This is a genomic window from Streptomyces sp. NPDC014733 (assembly GCF_043083385.1).
GTDB lineage: Bacteria > Actinomycetota > Actinomycetes > Streptomycetales > Streptomycetaceae > Streptomyces.
Genome location: NZ_JBIBYO010000007.1, coordinates 340,833 through 357,464, shown reverse-complemented (window position 1 = coordinate 357,464; position 16,632 = coordinate 340,833). Strand labels below are relative to the sequence as shown.

16 protein-coding genes are annotated in these 16,632 nt (G+C 72.8%); 12 read left to right on the top strand and 4 right to left on the bottom strand.

Features of this window, described 5'->3' with window-relative positions; translation table 11 throughout:
* Positions 1-138: 138 nt before the first annotated feature.
* The 8 genes from ACF1BH_RS19325 to ACF1BH_RS19290 all read left to right on the top strand — a co-directional run bounded on the left by ACF1BH_RS19325 (position 139) and on the right by ACF1BH_RS19290 (position 7,064).
* A complete protein-coding gene (locus tag ACF1BH_RS19325) occupies positions 139-786 on the top strand; it encodes an HAD family hydrolase (RefSeq protein WP_391643651.1) in 648 nt (215 codons plus the stop codon).
* Positions 787-905: 119 nt separating this feature from the next.
* Positions 906-2,147, top strand: coding sequence for an MFS transporter (locus ACF1BH_RS19320; protein ID WP_391643650.1), 1,242 nt, complete (start codon positions 906-908; stop codon positions 2,145-2,147).
* The gene (locus ACF1BH_RS19315) at positions 2,116-3,291 is read left to right on the top strand and encodes an acetoin utilization protein AcuC (protein WP_391643649.1); all 1,176 of its coding nucleotides are present in this window, start codon (positions 2,116-2,118) and stop codon (positions 3,289-3,291) included. The genes ACF1BH_RS19320 and ACF1BH_RS19315 overlap by 32 nt, the downstream gene beginning before the upstream one ends.
* A gap of 106 nt (positions 3,292-3,397) precedes the next feature.
* Positions 3,398-4,222 carry a phosphatase gene (locus tag ACF1BH_RS19310; protein ID WP_391643648.1) on the top strand — a complete coding sequence of 275 codons (825 nt, stop codon included), beginning with the start codon at positions 3,398-3,400 and terminating at the stop codon, positions 4,220-4,222.
* A gap of 138 nt (positions 4,223-4,360) precedes the next feature.
* Positions 4,361-4,570 carry a helix-turn-helix domain-containing protein gene (locus tag ACF1BH_RS19305; RefSeq protein WP_157848084.1) on the top strand — a complete coding sequence of 70 codons (210 nt, stop codon included), beginning with the start codon at positions 4,361-4,363 and terminating at the stop codon, positions 4,568-4,570.
* Positions 4,571-4,689: 119 nt separating this feature from the next.
* A complete protein-coding gene (locus tag ACF1BH_RS19300; protein ID WP_003948845.1) occupies positions 4,690-4,788 on the top strand; it encodes a 30S ribosomal protein bS22 in 99 nt (32 codons plus the stop codon).
* Between the two features lie 222 nt (positions 4,789-5,010).
* Positions 5,011-6,054 (top strand): NAD-dependent epimerase/dehydratase family protein, encoded by a 1,044-nt coding sequence (locus tag ACF1BH_RS19295; protein ID WP_391643647.1) that lies wholly within the window; start codon positions 5,011-5,013, stop codon positions 6,052-6,054.
* Between the two features lie 14 nt (positions 6,055-6,068).
* On the top strand, positions 6,069-7,064 hold the full coding sequence (locus ACF1BH_RS19290; protein ID WP_391643646.1) for a lysophospholipid acyltransferase family protein: 996 nt from the start codon (positions 6,069-6,071) through the stop codon (positions 7,062-7,064).
* Positions 7,065-7,124: 60 nt separating this feature from the next.
* Here ACF1BH_RS19290 and ACF1BH_RS19285 read toward each other — a convergent pair whose 3' ends face one another.
* The 4 genes from ACF1BH_RS19285 to ACF1BH_RS19270 all read right to left on the bottom strand — a co-directional run bounded on the left by ACF1BH_RS19285 (position 7,125) and on the right by ACF1BH_RS19270 (position 11,226).
* Positions 7,125-8,303, bottom strand: a complete 1,179-nt coding sequence (locus tag ACF1BH_RS19285) for a DUF5667 domain-containing protein (protein ID WP_391643645.1) — start codon at positions 8,301-8,303, stop codon at positions 7,125-7,127.
* Positions 8,304-8,589: 286 nt separating this feature from the next.
* Positions 8,590-9,378, bottom strand: coding sequence for an ECF subfamily RNA polymerase sigma factor, BldN family (locus ACF1BH_RS19280; protein WP_030287733.1), 789 nt, complete (start codon positions 9,376-9,378; stop codon positions 8,590-8,592).
* A 362-nt stretch (positions 9,379-9,740) separates the two neighbouring features.
* The gene (locus ACF1BH_RS19275; RefSeq protein WP_391643668.1) at positions 9,741-10,682 is read right to left on the bottom strand and encodes an HAD family hydrolase; all 942 of its coding nucleotides are present in this window, start codon (positions 10,680-10,682) and stop codon (positions 9,741-9,743) included.
* Between the two features lie 256 nt (positions 10,683-10,938).
* Positions 10,939-11,226 (bottom strand): glutaredoxin family protein, encoded by a 288-nt coding sequence (locus ACF1BH_RS19270; RefSeq protein WP_391643644.1) that lies wholly within the window; start codon positions 11,224-11,226, stop codon positions 10,939-10,941.
* Between the two features lie 333 nt (positions 11,227-11,559).
* Between ACF1BH_RS19270 and ACF1BH_RS19265 the strand changes: the two genes are divergently transcribed.
* The 4 genes from ACF1BH_RS19265 to ACF1BH_RS19250 all read left to right on the top strand — a co-directional run bounded on the left by ACF1BH_RS19265 (position 11,560) and on the right by ACF1BH_RS19250 (position 16,445).
* Positions 11,560-12,336 carry a redox-sensing transcriptional repressor Rex gene (locus ACF1BH_RS19265; protein ID WP_391643643.1) on the top strand — a complete coding sequence of 259 codons (777 nt, stop codon included), beginning with the start codon at positions 11,560-11,562 and terminating at the stop codon, positions 12,334-12,336.
* A 100-nt stretch (positions 12,337-12,436) separates the two neighbouring features.
* Positions 12,437-13,807, top strand: coding sequence for a glutamyl-tRNA reductase (locus ACF1BH_RS19260; protein ID WP_391643642.1), 1,371 nt, complete (start codon positions 12,437-12,439; stop codon positions 13,805-13,807).
* Positions 13,804-14,787, top strand: a complete 984-nt coding sequence (hemC, locus tag ACF1BH_RS19255) for a hydroxymethylbilane synthase (RefSeq protein WP_391643641.1) — start codon at positions 13,804-13,806, stop codon at positions 14,785-14,787. The genes ACF1BH_RS19260 and hemC overlap by 4 nt, the downstream gene beginning before the upstream one ends.
* The gene (locus ACF1BH_RS19250; protein ID WP_391643640.1) at positions 14,784-16,445 is read left to right on the top strand and encodes a uroporphyrinogen-III synthase; all 1,662 of its coding nucleotides are present in this window, start codon (positions 14,784-14,786) and stop codon (positions 16,443-16,445) included. The genes hemC and ACF1BH_RS19250 overlap by 4 nt, the downstream gene beginning before the upstream one ends.
* Positions 16,446-16,632: the final 187 nt, after the last annotated feature.

Sequence of the window (16,632 nt, the reverse complement as noted above, 5' to 3'; positions counted from 1 at the left end):
GCCGATGGTACTGCAGAGGGGACTCTGTGGGAGAGTAGGACGCCGCCGAACGATTTTTCAGCTCCGGTCTCCGGGAACCAGTGAATGGTTTCCGGAGACCGGAGCTTTTTTTGCGTTCAAGCGCGTTACCCTCGGCGGATGCGCTACGACCTGATCATTTTCGACAATGACGGGGTGCTGGTGGACAGCGAGCCGATCTCGAATCGGATTCTCGCCGGCCATCTCACCGAGTTGGGCCACCCCACCACGTACGAGGAGTCGATACGGGATTACATGGGCTCCGCCATGCCCCGTATTCACGACATCGTGCGAGAGCGGTCCGGGCAGCGGTTGCCGGACGGGTTCGACGAGGAATTCCATGCGCGGGTCTTCGCCGCGTTCCGTACCGAACTGGAGCCGGTGCGGGGCGTCGATTCCGTACTGGACGGATTGGCCGCGGCGGGGGTGCCGTACTGCGTCGGGTCGTCCGGCAGCCATGAGCGGATTCGGGTGGCGCTGCGGACCACCGGGCTTTTCGGGCGCTTCGAGGAGGAGCGGATCTTCTCCGCGCAGGATGTCGGGCGGGGGAAGCCGGCGCCGGATCTCTTTCTGCACGCGGCGGAGCGGATGGGCGTGGCGCCGGAGCGGTGTGCCGTCGTCGAGGACAGTCCGCTGGGGGTGGCTGCCGCGCGGGCGGCGGGGATGGACGTGTACGGCTTCACGGCGATGACGCCCGCCGCGCGGCTGGGCGACGCCACCGGGCTCTTCGCGGAGATGGCCGACCTTCCCGCGCTGCTGACGGCGTAGTCCCGCGGCCGGCGGGTGGCGGCCGTGCGGTTGCCACCCGCCGGCCGGGCGGCGCCCCGCAGAATTGGCGTGGTGATCCATCTACCTCTTGGTAGCAACGAGTTCTAGGCTGTGCCGCCATGACGGCGCCCCGGGTTCCAGGCACGCAAGCGCGGTACGGCAGGGTCGCGTTGGCCCTCAGCTTCTTCGTCCAGGGCACGGTGTTCGCGCTCCTGGTGACGCGGATTCCGGCGCTCCAGGGCCGGTACGGGATCTCCGACGCCCTGCTGCCCGCCTTCCTGGCGGCGGTGCCGGTACTGGCCGGCGCCGGCAGTGTGCTGACCGAGCGGCTGGTGCGGCGGGTGCGGCCGAGCCGGGTGCTGCGCGTGGTGCAGCCGGTGGTCTGTCTGGCCCTGCTGGCGGCCGGGGCGGGCCGTTCGATGGGGCAGGCGGCGGTGGCGCTGGCCGTGTTCGGGCTGGCGGTGGGCGCGCTGGACGCCGCGATGAACATGCTCGGGGTCAGCCTTCAGCGGGCGTACGGCCGGAGCATCATGCTCGGCTTCCACGCCGCGTACAGCCTCGGCGGGATCGTCGGGGCGTCGCTGGCCTGGGCCGGGGCGCACTGGGAGCTGTCGCTCGGGGTGCTCTACGGGCCGGTGGTCGCGGTGCTCGTGCCGGTGGCGGTGGTCGCCGGGCGGTGGTTCGTCGACGGGCCGAAGACGGCGGCCACCGGGCGGGACGGCGCCGAACCGGCGGGCGGCGCGGCGGCCGTCTCGATGCGGCTGCTGTTGCCGCTGTGCCTGGTGATGGCGTGTGTGTACATCGGGGACTCGACGGTCTCCAACTGGAGCGCGAAGTACCTCCAGGATGTGCTGGGCAGCTCCGAGCAGCTGGCGACCGTGCCGTACAACGTCTACATGATCACCACGCTGCTCGGACGGACCGCCGGGGACTTCGGGGTGCGGCGGTTCGGGGCGGTCGCGGTGGTGCGGGCCGGGGCGGTCGTCGCGGCCGGGGGGTTCGCGGTGGTCGCGGCGGCGCCGGGCGCGTGGACGGGGATGGCCGGCTTCACCCTGCTCGGTCTGGGGCTCTGCGTGATCGTGCCGCAGACGTTCGCGGCGGCCGGGCGGCTGGCGTACGAGCGGGACGGCGGCGCGGCGTCGGACAGCGCCGTCGCGCGGCTGAACATCTTCAACTACGTGGGTTTCCTGGTGGGTTCGCCGCTGGTCGGGGCGCTCGGGGACGCGTGGAGCTACCGGGGCGCGATGCTCGTACCGATGCTGCTGGTGCTGGTGACGCTGGTGTACGCCCGCTCGTTCGGGGCGTCCGGCGCCCGATACGGTGACGTGCATGAGCGGCCGCGCACAGCTGATGTGGGATGAGGCAGTAACGGGTTACGACTTCGGCCGCGGGCACCCCATGGACCCCGTACGGCTGGCGCTGACCATGCGGTTGGTGGAGGCGTTCGGGCTGGACCGGGCGCCCGTGGAGGTGGTCGCGGCGCGGCCCGCGGGCGAGTCGACGCTGCGGCTGGTGCACCGCGCCGACTACCTGGACGCGGTACGGGCCGCCTCCGCCGATCCGGCGGCCGCGGACGCCCGGTACGGGCTGGGCACCGAGGACGATCCGGCGTTCCGCGGGATGCACGAGGTGGCGGCGCTGATCGCCGGTCAGTCGGTGGGCGCCGCCGAGGCGGTGGCGCGCGGGGACGTGCTGCACGCGGTGAACTTCGCGGGCGGGCTGCACCATGCGATGCCGGGCGGGGCGGCGGGTTTCTGCATCTACAACGACGCGGCGCTGGCCATCGCGCGGCTGCTGGAGCTGGGCGTGGAGCGGGTCGCGTACGTCGACACCGACGTCCACCACGGGGACGGCGTCCAGGCGGCGTTCTGGGAGGACCCGCGGGTGCTGACGGTCTCGCTGCACGAGCATCCGCGGACGCTGTTCCCGGGGACCGGCTGGCCGCAGGAGACCGGCGGGCCGGGCGCGGAGGGCAGTGCGGCCAACGTGGCGCTGCCCGCGGGGACCGGCGACGCGGGCTGGCTGCGGGCGTTCCACGCGGTGGTGCCCGACCTGCTCGGCGCGTTCCGGCCGCAGGTCCTGGTGACCCAGCACGGCGCGGACACCCACATCGAGGACCCGCTGGCGCACCTCGGGGTGAGCCTCGACGCGCAGCGGGCGGTGGCGCTCGCCTGCCACACGCTGGCCCATGAGCACACGGACGGGCGGTGGATCGCGCTGGGCGGCGGCGGATACGCGGTGGTGGACGTGGTGCCGCGGGCCTGGACGCATCTGACGGCCGTCGCCGCCGGACGTCCGCTCGCCCCGGAGACGCCGGTGCCGGAGGAGTGGCGGCACGAGGCGTTCCGCCGGACCCGGCAGCCGGCGCCGCACCGGATGACCGACGGCGTCGAACCGCGCTGGCGTGACTTCTCCGAGGGCGGCTACGACCCGGCCGACCGGCTCGACCAGGCGATCCTCGCCACCCGCCGGGCGGTCTTCCCGGCACACGGGCTGCTGCCGTGAGGTGAGTCCGTACGGGCTCGGGCCGCGGCTCGTACGCTCCGCCCGGTGCGTCCGGATGTGTGACTACCGGGCGGTTTTGGTCCGGTGGCCGGGGCGGCGGGTCAGCATGGGCGGCGTGTCGGGGACCGGTGCGTTGCGCGCCCATCTGATCGAGGCGCGGCTCGCGGGGACCCTCGCGACGCCGCGGGAGAAAAGCCTGGCGCGCTACCGCCTCTTCGCGGCGCGCGACCCCCGGGCGCTGCTGGGGCTCGACCCCGTGGGGGAGTGGCCGGTCGCGGAGGTGCTGCGGCTGATGGCGGGGCGCTGCGGGGGGCCGGCGGACCCGGCGCGGACCCGGGGCCCGAACGTGATCGACCCGGACCGCACGCTCGCCGCCCTGGACCGGTTCGCCGACCGGATCGCGGCGGCGGCGGCACGGCGCGCACCGGTGCTGCTCGGCACCGGACATCCGGACCGGCTGCTGGAGTTCTACGCCGCGCTCGCGGGCGGACTCGCGGCGGCGGGGTGTGCCGTCCTCACCCCTGGGCGGGGTTTTCCCGCCCGGATGACGACCTCGTTCGGCGTACGCACGTACGTACTCGACTACGTACGGGGAGTCGCGCTGATGCGCGGGACCGGCGTGGGGGGCGCATCCGCAAAGGGGCGCGTGCATACCCATTCGCCCCTCCCCGTGCGGCTGGCCCTGGCGGCGGCGGCGGAGGGCGGCGGGCCGTTGCCGGAACTGGTGGTCGGTGACCACGGCTGGATCTGCGGTGCAGGTCAGCTGGGGTTTGAGGCGATCGGGCTGGCGGATGCGGACGATCCGGGGCCGTTCGTCGGGGAGGCCGAGGGCCGGGTGTGCGCCGTGGTGCCCCTGGACGATGCGGTGGCCGAGGAGCACTACGGGCCGCTGTGGCGTTATGTCCTTAATAGAGCAGAACTGCCCTGGTAGCGGAGGCTTTTGCGGTCCGGGTGGCTCCTCTTCCCCACTCGCATCACCCGCCCCTAAATTGGGGAGTGAGCGCATAGCGACGAAGAGTGACCGGAGGGGAAGCCGGTGCCCGTCATATGCGGAAGGTGCAGGTGTGGCATGGCTGCGGACCAGAAGCCTCTGAACGAGGTCGTTTTTCTGACGGTGGCGGAGGTCGCCACCGTGATGCGAGTGTCGAAGATGACCGTGTACCGCTTGGTGCACAGCGGTCATCTGCCCGCGATCCGGGTGGGCCGGTCGTTCCGCGTACCGGAGCAGGCGGTCCACGACTACCTCCGGGAGTCCTACGTAGGCGTCGAATCGGCCTGACGGAGGCTTCCGGGCCCTCGGATTACGCCGTACGCCCGGCGCCGGGTAGGCTGGCCCGATGTAGGTAGTGTGGGCTCGGACGCCCCGCACCGAGTGATTCGAAGTGAGCGAGGGTAGTCGTGGGCTCTGTTATCAAGAAGCGGCGCAAGCGGATGGCCAAGAAGAAGCACCGCAAGCTGCTCAAGCGCACCCGCGTGCAGCGTCGCAACAAGAAGTAAGCGACGCGGATCGCGTTTTCGTGGCCCCTCACCGCCTTGTGCGGTGGGGGGCCACGGTGCGTTCCGGGCCCTTCCGTTCCGCCGCCGGGGCCGCTTCTGGGGCCGGTGGGGCGGAAACGCGACCGCGGGCAGCGCGAGGTCGTCGTGGTGCCGGGACGACCCGATAGCGTGGAGTACACAGCTCGGCGCAGGCGGCGGCCGAGGGCGGAAGGAGGGCCGGTCGTGGGCAGGGTCGTGCTCGTCACGGGAGTCGCCCGGCAGCTCGCCGGCCGGTTGGTCCGGCGCATCCTCCGCGACCCGGCCGTCGAGCGGGTGATCGGCGTCGACGCGGTGGTCCCGGCGCAGCTGCCGGCCGGCGCGGAGTTCCTCCAGGCCGACATCCGGCACCCGGCCATCGCCCGCGTGCTGGCCGAGACCGGCGTCGACACCGTCGTCCACATGGACGTCAACAGCACTCCGCCGGGCCGCCGCGGCAGCCGCACCGCGGTCAAGGAGACCAACGTCATCGGCACCATGCAGCTGCTCGGCGCGTGCCAGAAGGCGCCCCGGGTGCAGCGGCTGGTCGTCAAGTCCAGTACCGGCGTCTACGGTTCGGCCCCCCGCGACCCGGCGGTCTTCGGGGAGGACACCCCGCCGAAATCGCTGCCGTCCGGCGGGTTCGCCAAGGACGTCGTCGAGGTCGAGGGGTACGTCCGCGGTTTCGCGCGGCGCCGCCCGGACGTCGCGGTCTGCGTGCTGCGCTTCGCCAATGTCCTGGGGCCGTGCGCCGACTCCCCGCTCGCCGAGTACTTCTCGCTGCCGGTGCTGCCGACCGTCCTCGGGTACGACCCGCGGCTGCAGTTCGTGCACGAGGAGGACGCGCTGGCGGCGCTGCTGATCGCGGCGTCCGCGCCGCGCCCCGGCACGCTCAACAGCGGTACGTTCAACATCGCGGGCGACGGCGTGCTGCTGCTGTCGCAGACCGCCCGCCGGCTCGGGCGGCCGACGCTGCCGCTGCTGCTGCCCGCCGTCACCTGGGCGGGCGCCGCGCTCCGCGCCGTCGGCGTCACCGACTTCTCGCCGGAGCAGATCCGGCTGCTGACCCACGGCCGGGTGGTCCGCACCACGCAGATGCGCGAGACGCTGGGCTTCGACCCGCAGTACACGACGGCGGAGACGTTCGCGGAGTTCGCCCGCAGCCGCGGCCCGGGGCTGCTGCCGCCGGAGTCCCTCGCCCGTGCCGTCGACCGGCTCGCCGACGCGCTCCCCGCGCGTCCGGCCCAGTGAGGAGTTGACGCGAGATGGCGGACGCCAAGGTCATTCCGTTCGGTGAGGAGCCCCGGGCGCGCCGCACGGCCCGGCGGCCGGTGAACGGCACCGCGGTCCCGCTCACGCCCGTACCGGAGGCCCGCACGGGCGACCGGCCGCACCCGGCGCCCCCGGTGGCGCGCGGCGGCCGCTCGCTGGACGAACGGATCGCCGGTGGCCTGCGCTTCCTGCGGCGACGCCTGACCGGCGAGTACGAGGTCGACGACTTCGGCTACGACGAGGAGCTGACCGACCAGGTCCTGATGTCGCTGCTGCGCCCGCTGGCCGAGAAGTACTTCCGGGTCGATGTCCGGGGCGTGGAGAACATCCCGGCGGACGGCGGCGCGCTGGTCGTCGCGAACCACTCCGGGACGCTGCCGCTGGACGGCCTGATGCTCCAGACGGCGATCCACGACCACCACCCGGCCGCCCGGCACCTGCGGTTCCTCGCGGCCGATCTCGTCTTCGTGCTGCCGGTGGTCAGCGCACTGGCGCGGAAGGCCGGGCACACCCTGGCGTGCGCGGAGGACGCGCAGCAGCTGCTGGAGCGCGGTGAGGTCGTCGGGGTGATGCCGGAGGGGTTCAAGGGCATCGGCAAGCCGTTCGCGGACCGCTACAAGCTCCAGCGCTTCGGGCGGGGCGGTTTCGTCTCGACGGCGCTGCGGGCCGGGGTGCCGATCGTGCCGTGCTCGATCGTGGGCGCCGAGGAGATCTACCCGATGATCGGCAACGCCCGGACGCTGGCGCGGGTGCTGGGGCTGCCGTACTTCCCGCTGACGCCGACGTTCCCGTGGCTCGGGCCGGTGGGCGCGCTGCCGCTGCCGACGAAGTGGACGATCCAGTTCGGCGAGCCGATCGCGACGGACGGCTATCCGCCGGAGGCGGCCGACGACCCCATGCTGATGTTCAATCTCACCGACCAGGTCCGGGAAACGATTCAGCACACGCTGTACAAGCTGCTGGTGCAGCGCCGGTCGGTCTTCTTCTGACAGCGCCACGGCCCGCTCCCGCCCGGCGCGGGACCGAGGGGGAGCGGGCCGTGGCGCCCGTCAGCCGTGGGTGTTCTCGCCGTCGATGCCCAGACCGGGCAGCAGCCCCGGGATGAGCGGCGGCACGGTGATGTCGGGGTGATCGGTGAGGCCCTTGCCGCCGTGCGACGGCGTCGGGGCGTCGTCGCGGTCGGGACCGCCGAGCAGCCCGCCGGTGTCGCCGCCGAGCAGCCCGTGGTCCTCGGAGGGGCTGGACGAAGGCCGGGCCGGACGGCCCGCCTTACCGGGCGTACCGGACGGGGCGCCCTCCACGGTCGGTGACGGGTGCGGCTGCCCGGAGACGCGGTCCGGTGAGGCCGGTGAGGCGCCCTGCCGCGCCGCCCTGTCCGGGGTGGGCAGCAGGCCGCGCAACGGCTTGACCTGCTTGTCCATCGCGTCGAAGACCGAGCTGACCTCGTCCCGCGCATCGGTGAGCTGCACCGGGAGCCGGTCGCGCAGCTGCGACCAGGTGGCGCGGTGGGACGTGGTGAAGGAGTCCAGCGTCTCGATGGGACCGAGGGAGCCGTCCCGCTCGTACGCGGCGTACAGCAGGCGGTGGCCCTCGCCGGCGTCGTGGGTGATCCCGGCGAGCGTCCGGCGGACCTCGGCGAGCGATTCGTGGTCGAGGTCGGCGGCCCGGCCGCGCTCCATCAGGCGACGGGCCTCCAGCATCCGGGTGGCGGCCTGGTCGAGGTAGAGCCGGCCGCGGTCGGTGTCGTCGTCACTGAGGCCGAGCTTGAAGTCCTCCATGCCCCGCTTGAGGCCGTAGAGGGAGTCGCCCGGAAGCGCGTCGGAGCTGGCGGCGGCGACGCCGCTGAACGCCCCGGCGGCGACCCCGACGGTCAGCCCGCCGGCCGCCAGCCGCTTCGTCAGCCGGGAGCGTGGGCGCAGCCTCCCGAGCTGCTCGGCGCCGCGGTGGGTGCGCTGTTCGGGCACCCGGGAGCCGTCGGAGGGACTGCCTTCGGTGAAGGCGGCCTCCATCGCGGCCATCAGCTGGGCGCGCTGGACGGTCTTGACCTCGGTGGCCATCTCCGGCTTCGGGAGTTCCCCGAGGCCGTCCGCCACCGCCAACAGTCGTGCTTCACCCGGCGTCTGGGCCGCGGTGTCGTCCTGGTCCTCGGCCGCGCCCCGGGAGGTCTGGTCCTCCAGGGCCTGGGCGAAGGCGTTGGCCCGCCGGTGCACCGAAATATTCGCGATCACGGGCGGCACCTCCTCTCGTATCCCGCTCGACTCCCCTGACTGGACTTGGACCATCCAGACGGGCCGGACGGTTGTACGCCACCCTCTGCGGCCACTCGTAGGAGTGAGAGGCAGCGGACAGGGCGTGACCGCTTGGAGTCTGCATCCCGCACAACGAGCGGCGCGGCACACGGGTTACGCACACACGATGATCTGACCGAGGGGGCACGGCCGGTCACCGTACGTCACCGGATGCGGGCGTACGGGTGACCGGAAGGCGAACGAGGGGGTGGGGGTGGGCGGGCGGTCAGCGGGCGTCTTCGGGCAGCAGCCGGGCGAGGGTGCGCACCGCGCGGTACTGGAGGGTCTTGATCGCGCCTTCGTTCTTGCCCATCACGCGGGCGGTCTCGGCGACCGAGAGACCTTGCAGGAAGCGCAGGGTCACGCACTCCTGCTGCTGGGGGTTGAGCTTGCGGACCGCCTCCAGCAGGGCGGCGTTGGAGAGCGATTCGAGGACGGAGTCCTCGGGGCTGCGCTCGACCTCGTTGGCGTCGAGCATCTCGCCGGTGGTGACCTCCAGGCGGAACCGGGAGGACTTGAAGTGGTCGGCGACGAGATTGCGGGCGATCGTCACCAGCCAGGCGCCGAAGTCGCGGCCCTGCCAGGTGAAGGTGCCGATGCGGCGCAGGGCTCGCAGGAACGTCTCGCTGGTGAGGTCCTCGGCGGTGGCCCGGCCGCCGACGCGGTAGTAGATGTAGCGGTAGACGGTGTCGGCGTACTGGTCGTAGAGGCGGCCGAAGGCTTCGGCCTCTCCGGACTGGGCGCGTTCGACGAGGTCCATCATGCGACGGCTGTCGCTGTCGACGGGGCGTCGGGCGGTGGTCGTGCCGGTGCCGGAGCGGCGGGATCTGCCGGCGGTCGCGGGCTTGCCGACCGCCGCGCTCCCGTCGGCCAGGGCGTAGCAGGGGCCGGCGGGGACGGCTGTGGCGAATGCGGGGACGGCGTACGCGGTGGGGACAAAACTGCGCAGGTGGTCGACGAGTGTCGTACGCAGCGTAGCCAGGCCCGAGGCGTCAACCCCGACGTGTGGGTACACGGGACTCCCAGAGGCAGAGCTTCCATCACGTGCAGTGCGGGACCGTTCACTCGTCGTAGGGACGTGTGGGTTCCGGAATGCGTCTGAGGAGAATAACGCTTCGTATAGGCAGCGCTACACCCAGTTGTTCAAATCATCGATTACTTACGATCCGTGCCTGGTTGGTGGCGGAAGTAGTATCGATTATTGAGCAGCTTTTGATCGAAAGGTGATGCAATCTGCCAGGTTGGAGGGCGTGTTGTGGTGGAGCGCCAGCAACCGGACCGGGGGTGGCGCGGGGCGGGGCTCCGGAGTGAACGGACGCGCCCGCCTGCCGGTGATCAATCCTGGTCAGCCGCGGGGGTGCGCGGGCGCCGGGCCGGTCAGCGGCGGCGGCGCTGGAGGGCGACGGCGGCGGCCGCCCCGCCCGCGAGCGCGCCGACCCCGGCGGCGGCCGGGATGCCGATGCGGACGGCCTTGCGGCCCGTGCGGTAGTCGCGCAGCCGCCAGCCGTGCTCCCGGGCGTGCTTGCGCAGCCGCCCGTCGGGGTTGATGGCGTAGGGGTGGCCGACGAGCGAGAGCATCGGGATGTCGTTGGCGGAGTCGCTGTACGCGGCGCAGCGGGCCAGCTGGAGGCCCTCGGCGGCGGCGAGCGCGCGGACGGCCTCGGCCTTGGCGGGGCCGTGCAGCGGTTCGCCGACGAGCTTGCCGGTGTAGACGCCGCCGACGGACTCCGCGACGGTGCCGAGCGCGCCGGTGAGGCCGAGTCGCCGGGCGATGATCGTCGCCGTCTCGACCGGCGCCGCGGTGACCAGCCAGACCTTCTGTCCGGCGTCGAGGTGGGCCTGGGCGAGGGCGCGGGTGCCGGGCCAGACGCGCTCGGCCATGTACTCGTCGTAGATCTCCTCGCCGATGGACATCAGCTCGGAGACGCGGTGGCCCTGGACGATGGAGAGGGCGCTGTTGCGGACGTCGGCCATGTGCTCGGGGTTCTCCGAGCCGGCCAGCCGGAAGTAGATCTGCTGCCAGGCGAAGCGGGCCAGTTCGCGCTTGTGGAAGAAGTGGCGCTTGTAGAGGCCGCGGCCGAAGTGGAAGAGGGCGGCGCCCTGCATGACGGTGTTGTCGAGGTCGAAGAAGGCCGCGGCACGGTCGTCGCCGGCGACCGGGAACTCCGGCTCCTCCGCCGCGCCCTCGGCCTGCTCCGCCTCCGCCTCCTCGGCCTCCTGGGAGGTCTTGCGGGCGGCCTCGGCGGCGGCTTCGCCGGCCAGCACGCTGCGGGCGGTGGCGGGGCGACGGCGGCGGCCGAGCCAGGCGGGCGCGCGCACCCCGGCGAGCGCGGCGCCGAGGCGGCGGCCGGGGGCGGCGGGCGACGGTGTGTCGGGCGTCCCGAAGGGAGTCCCACCGGGGCGGTGGTCGGGCGACGGTGTGTCGGGCGTCCCGAAGGGACTCCTACCGGGGCGGTGGTCGGGCGACGGGCGGGCCATACGGACAGCGTAGCCAGTCGGTTCCGTGGTTCCGGTGACGGCCCGGTGTCGGGCGACGGGTGGGGCGGCGAAGAGTGGGTGACCGGCGGGCGCCGGGTCAGGCGCCCAGTGCCGTCCGAAGGCGCTTCGGGTCCACGCGCCAGAAGTCGTGCTGCGCGCCGTCGACGAGGATGACCGGAATCTGCTCCCAGTATTTGCGGTGCAGCTCGGCGTCCTCGGTGATGTCCTTCTTCTCCCAGGAGGCGCCGGTCTCGGCGCAGATCTGCTCGATCACGGCCTGGGCGTCGTCGCAGAGGTGGCAGCCGGGCTTGCCGACGAGGGTGACGGTGCGCTCTGCGGGGCTCTTGCGGGGGGCGCGGCTGAACATGCCGAACGAGGGGGCCATGGGGCCATTGTGCCGGGAGCGCGGCGGCGCGGGACGGCCCGGAGGTCGACTACGATCGGTGGGCGATTTGTAGGTTTCCGGGGGCATAGCGGTGAGGAGTGAGGACCCGTGCTCCCGGCGGCTACCCCGTGTGACCTGCGGGTAGCGGGCGAACGGCGTGGTGGGGAAGTTGGTTCCACGGACCGTGTCAAAACCCGCGTGACACCGATCACTTTGGCCAGACAAAGCGGACATCATCTTTGTGCACGCGTTCACAAAGACATAGCCTGCACAGGACAGGGCGGTCGGGTGACGTATGGCCGCCCGCAGCCCCGCTCTACCCGCAGGAGCACCGTGGCAACTGGCCGAACTCACCGACCGGCGACCCGAAGCCGAGGGATTCCCGAGGCCACCGTCGCCCGGCTTCCGCTGTATCTGCGCGCACTGACCGCGCTCTCCGAGCGCTCGGTCCCCACGGTCTCCTCCGAGGAACTGGCCGCCGCGGCGGGGGTCAACTCCGCCAAGCTGCGCAAGGACTTCTCGTACCTCGGCTCCTACGGGACGCGTGGTGTCGGTTACGACGTGGAGTATCTCGTCTACCAGATCTCGCGGGAACTCGGCCTGACCCAGGATTGGCCGGTTGTCATCGTCGGCATCGGTAATCTCGGCGCCGCGCTCGCCAACTACGGCGGTTTCGCCTCGCGTGGTTTCCGGGTGGCCGCGCTGATCGACGCCGATCCCGCCATGGCCGGGAAGCCCGTCGCCGGTATCGCGGTGCAGCACACCGACGAGCTGGAGCACATCATCGAGGACAACGGCGTCTCGATCGGCGTGATCGCGACGCCCGCGGGCGCCGCCCAGCAGGTCTGCGACCGTCTCGTCGCCGCCGGTGTCACCTCGATCCTCAACTTCGCGCCGACCGTGCTGACCGTCCCGGACGGTGTGGACGTCCGTAAGGTCGACCTCTCCATAGAGCTGCAGATCCTCGCCTTCCACGAGCAGCGCAAGGCGGGCGACGAGGGCGCGGTGGCCCCGGCTGCCGCGGCCCGCGCCGCCGCCGACGCCACCGTGACGCCGGCCGACGACCGCAAGGGACCGGACGGGGACGTGCCCGCCGTGATGCCGGCATGAGCGAGCGCAGCAAGGGGGTCCCCCCGGTCGGCGACTGGGGGAGAATCATCGGAAGATGCGTCACGGGCGAAGGCCGTGCCTCGCGGAGCGAGGTGCGGGCATGAGTTTGCTCGTCGTCGGACTGAGTCACCGCACCGCCCCGGTCAGCGCGCTGGAGCGGGCCGCGCTCGCGCCCGAGGTGCGCGGGAAGCTGCTCCAGGAGGCCGTCGCGGCCGAGCCGGTCAGCGAGGCCGCCGTGCTCTCCACCTGCAACCGCATCGAGCTCTACGCCGACGTGGACAAGTTCCACGCCGGTGTCGCCGAGCTGTCCACGCTGCTGGCCCGCCACGGCGCCGCCGAGCTGGACGAGCTGACGCCCTACCTCTACGTCCACTACGAGGACCGCGCCGTCCACCACCTCTTCTCGGTGGCCTGCGGCCTGGACTCGATGGTCGTCGGCGAGGGGCAGATCCTCGGGCAGATCAAGGACGCGCTCGCCGTCGCCCAGGAGCAGCACACCGCCGGGCGGCTGCTGAACGATCTCTTCCAGCAGGCGCTGCGGGTCGGCAAGCGCGCGCACAGCGAGACCGGTATCGACAAGGCCGGGCAGTCGCTCGTCACCTTCGGCCTGGAGCAGCTGGCGGGCGGCGCGGACGTCGCCGGCTGGGCGCGGGGCAAGCGGGCGCTGGTGATCGGCGCCGGTTCGATGTCGTCGCTGGCGGCCACCACGCTGGCCCGCGCCGGGATCGGTGAGCTGGCCGTCGCCAACCGCACGGTGGAGCGCGCCGAGCGGCTGACGCAGATCCTCACCGAGCCGGGCGGCCCCGGCGCCGCCACCGGCCTGCGGGCCCGTGCCGTCGCGATGTCCGCGGTGGCCGAGGAGTTGGCCGCCGCCGATGTGGTCGTCTCCTGTACCGGGGCGACCGGGCTGGTGCTGGGCGCCGAGGCGGTCGCCGCCGCCCGCGCCGGGCGCACCGCGGACCTGGCGCTGCTCGACCTGGCGATGCCGCGGGACATCGACGCCGCCGTGCACCGTGTCGAGGGCGCGCACCTCGTCGACATCGAGTCGCTGGCCGACGCCTCCGCGGACGCGCCGATGGCGGCCGATGTGGACAAGGTCCGGTCCCTGGTCGCGGACGAGGTCGCCGCCTTCGGCGCGGCCCAGCGGGCGGCGCACATCACGCCGACCGTGGTCGCCCTGCGCACCATGGCCGCCGGTGTCGTGGCGGGCGAGATGGCCCGGCTCGACGGCCGCCTCCCCGACCTGGACGACAAGGAGCGCGCGGAGATCACCCAGACCGTGCGCCGGGTCGTCGACAAACTCCTGCACGCGCCCACCGTGCGGGTCAAGCAGCTCGCCAGCGAGCCCGGCGGCGCCGGGTACGCGGACGCGCTGCGGGAACTCTTCGATCTCGACCCCGAGACGGTCGCCGCCGTCAGCAGGGCCGACACGCGGGCCGACAGGCACGATGCAGCACGGGAGCGGGCATGACTGACAGCACAACGAGGGGTACGCCCCTTCGGCTGGGCACACGGCGGAGCAAGCTCGCCGTGGCCCAGTCCGGACAGGTCGCCGACGCGGTCCGCGAGCTGACGGGCCGCCCCGTCGAGCTGGTGGAGATCACCACGTACGGCGACACCTCCCGCGAGCAGCTCGCGCGGATCGGCGGTACCGGCGTCTTCGTCTCCGCGCTGCGCGACGCGCTGCTCGCGGGGGAGATCGACTTCGCGGTGCACTCGCTCAAGGACCTGCCGACGACGCAGCCCGACGACCTGACGCTGGCGGCCGTGCCGCGGCGTGCGGACCCGCGGGACGCGCTCATAGCCAGGGACGGGCTCACCTTCGAGGAGCTGCCGGACGGCGCCCGGGTGGGGACGGGCTCGCCGCGGCGGATGGCGCAGCTCAACGCCTGGGCGCGGCAGCTGGGCCGCCGCATCGAGGCGGTCCCGATCCGCGGGAACGTCGACACCCGCATCGCCTTCGTCGAGCAGGGCGAGCTGGACGGCGTCGTACTGGCGGCCGCCGGGCTCACCCGTCTCGGCCGTATCTCCGAGGCGACGCAGCTGCTGTCGCCCGACATGGTTCTGCCCGCCCCCGGCCAGGGGGCACTGGCGGTCGAGTGTGCTGCGGTCGACGCAGACCTCGCCGCCTCGCTCGCCGGACTCGACGACCCCTTCACCCGGGCCGCCGTGACCGCCGAGCGTTCCCTGCTCGCCGCCCTGGAGGCCGGCTGCTCCGCACCCGTGGGTGCGCTGGCCGACCTACAGGCCGGTGAACAGGCCGTCACCGAAATGCGCCTGCGCGGCGTCGTCGGCACGACCGACGGCAGCGCGCTGGTGCAGCTGTCCACCACCGGGCACGTACCCGCCTCTCCCGACGACGCCACGACGCCGCTGCGCATGGGCCGTGAACTCGCCGCCGAGATGCTCGCCAAGGGTGCGGCCGGTCTTATGGGGGAGCGAGCACTTTGAACCCCACCGCCCCGAATCACTCCGCCTCCGGTCAGGTCACCTTCCTCGGTGCCGGGCCGGGAGACCCGGGTCTGCTGACGCTGCGTGCCGTGGAGGCACTGGCCCAGGCGGACGTGCTGATCGCCGACCCGCAGGTGCTGGATGTCGTGCGCGTGCACGCCCGCGCACAGGTGGACACACCGCTGCAGGCGTCAGCTGACGAGGCGTCAAAGCCCGTCATGCCCGCAGAAGTTTCTTCGCTGCGTGACACCGCCAATCTTGTCATGGCGGCCGCGCGCACCGGCAAGCGGGTCGTCCGTGCCGTGGCCGGTGACCCCGGTCTGGACGGCAACGTCGCCGAGGAGATGCTGGCCTGCGCGGCCGAGGGCATCGTCTTCGAGGTCGTGCCGGGCATCGCCGCCGCCGTGGGTGTTCCCGCGTACGCCGGTGTGCCGCTGCGCGACGCCGAGGGCGCCGACGTGCGGTTCGTCGACGCGCGCACGGCGACCGACCGCTGCTGGGCCGAGCTGGGCGGCTCCGACGCGACCGCCGTGGTCTCCACCAGCCTCGACTCGGTGGCCGCGGCCGCCGGTGAGCTGGTGTCGGCGGGCCGGAAGCCCGACACCCCGATGACGGTCACCGTCGCCGGTACGACCACCCGCCAGCGCACCTGGAACGCCACCCTCGGGACGGTCGCGCAGGTGCTGAAGGCCGCCAAGGTGCTGCCGTCGCCGGACGGCGGGCAGCCGGTCATAGCCGTGGTCGGTGAGCGGGGCGCCGTGGCGCAGCGCGACCAGCTGTCGTGGTTCGAGTCCAAGCCGCTGTTCGGCTGGAAGGTCCTCGTGCCGCGGACGAAGGAGCAGGCCGCGTCGCTCTCCGACCAGCTCGTCTCGTACGGCGCGGTGCCGCACGAGGTCCCGACGATCGCCGTCGAGCCGCCGCGCACCCCGCAGCAGATGGAGCGGGCGGTCAAGGGCCTGGTCACCGGCCGGTACGAGTGGATCGCCTTCACCTCGGTCAACGCCGTCAAGGCGGTCCGGGAGAAGTTCGAGGAGTACGGCCTCGACGCCCGCGCGTTCGCCGGGATCAAGGTCGCGGCGGTCGGCGAGCAGACCGCCAAGGCGCTGATCGCCTTCGGCGTGAAGCCCGATCTGGTGCCGTCCGGCGAGCAGTCGGCGGCCGGGCTGCTGGAGGACTGGCCGCCCTACGACGCGGTCTTCGACCCGATCGACCGGGTCTTCCTGCCGCGCGCCGACATCGCCACCGAGACGCTGGTGGCGGGCCTGATCGAGCTGGGCTGGGAGGTCGACGACGTCACCGCGTACCGCACGGTGCGGGCGTCGCCGCCGCCGGCCGAGACCCGTGAGGCGATCAAGGGCGGCGGTTTCGACGCGGTGCTCTTCACCTCGTCCTCGACCGTCCGCAACCTCGTCGGCATCGCCGGCAAGCCGCACAACGTCACGGTCATCGCCTGTATCGGCCCGGCGACCGCGAAGACGGCGGAGGAGCACGGGCTGCGGGTGGACGTGATGTCGCCGGAGCCGTCGGTGCACAAGCTGGCCGAGGCGCTGGCCGACTTCGGCGCGGCCCGCCGCGACGCCGCGATCGAGGCGGGTGACCCGGTCACCCGGCCCAGCGAGCGGCGGCCGGGGTCGCGGCGGCGGAGGGCTACGCCGTAGCGGGTGAATTCCTGTGTCCTGCCCCGTATCCGCTTCGGCGGGTGCGGGGCAGGGGTGTTTCCGGCGGCTCGTGCGGGGGCTCCACATGCTGATGGCTGCGACGGTCAGGTTGGCTGACAGGTGGGCTTCGGCGCCGACGAGGGTGCGGTTGATGCCGATGGGTGGCCCTTTCTGCGTGTGGTCGGCG